Annotated in this window: 2 rRNA genes; both read right to left on the bottom strand. The window is 48.4% G+C overall.

The annotated features are described in order from the left end of the window. Nucleotides 1-644: ribosomal RNA gene (locus A9178_RS18185) — 23S ribosomal RNA — on the bottom strand; the annotation flags it as partial. Nucleotides 645-997: 353 nt separating this feature from the next. After that, a 16S ribosomal RNA gene (locus tag A9178_RS18180) occupies nt 998-1,279 on the bottom strand; the annotation flags it as partial.

The following is a 1,279-nucleotide window of genomic DNA, read 5'->3' as shown; positions in this document are numbered from 1 at the left end:
GCATACAATCGTAACTCGCCGGTCCATTCTACAAAAGGTACGCCGTTACGCATTAACGCGCTTCGACTACTTGTAGGCACACGGTTTCAGGTACTCTTTCACTCCCCTCCCGGGGTGCTTTTCACCTTTCCCTCACGGTACTGGTTCACTATCGGTCACTAGGGAGTATTTAGCCTTGGGAGATGGTCCTCCCGGATTCCGACGGAATTCCACGTGTTCCGCCGTACTCAGGATACACTCCGGAGGAAATTCTTTTTCGATTACAGGGCTGTTACCCTCTTTGGCTAACCTTTCCAGGTTGATTCGTCTAAAGAATTTCTTTGTAACTCCGTGTGGAGTGTCCTACAACCCCAGAGAGCAAGCTCTCTGGTTTGGGCTGTTTCCGTTTCGCTCGCCGCTACTTGGGAAATCGCATTTGCTTTCTCTTCCTCCAGGTACTGAGATGTTTCAGTTCCCTGGGTGTGCCTCTTATACCCTATGTATTAAAGTATAAGTCCTGCTCCATTACGAACAGTGGGTTTCCCCATTCGGAAATCCCCGGATCAATGTTTACTTACAACTCCCCGAGGCATATCGGTGTTAGTCCCGTCCTTCATCGGCTCCTAGTGCCAAGGCATCCACCGTGCGCCCTTATTCACTTAACTAAGTTTACAATGAATAAGCGTTTTTTATCGCTTTAAAGTTTGATGTCTTGTTTACTCTTATTTAGTTTTCAAGGTACAAAGTTTTAAAGAGATTTACTCTCTCAAAACTGAACCAAACAAACCAGTATGTTTCCGTAATGTCCAGCTCCAGCACCCAGCGACTAGCAAACTTCCTTCACCTCCGTGCGATAAGTCAACATCAATTCGCTTTCGCTCATCGTGTTTCCTTTATCACAAGAGATGAATGTTCGATTAAATTCGCCGCTTTGCGCGGCAACATCGAACTACCTGACTTGGTCAGGCACAGTTTGTACGTCGCTAAACGGGTGCTTCCGCTTTTCGAATATCCTTAGAAAGGAGGTGATCCAGCCGCACCTTCCGATACGGCTACCTTGTTACGACTTCACCCCAATCATTGGTCCCACCTTCGGCGGCTGGCTCCAAAAGGTTACCTCACCGACTTCGGGTGTTACCAACTCTCGTGGTGTGACGGGCGGTGTGTACAAGACCCGGGAACGTATTCACCGCGGCATGCTGATCCGCGATTACTAGCGATTCCGGCTTCATGTAGGCGAGTTGCAGCCTACAATCCGAACTGAGAATGGTTTTATGGGATTTGCTTGACCTCACGGTTT

This window comes from Oceanobacillus sp. Castelsardo (assembly GCF_001659985.1).
GTDB lineage: Bacteria > Bacillota > Bacilli > Bacillales > Amphibacillaceae > Oceanobacillus.
Note: the sequence above shows the minus strand (reverse complement) of the source record. Positions and strands in the feature narration are given on the sequence as shown.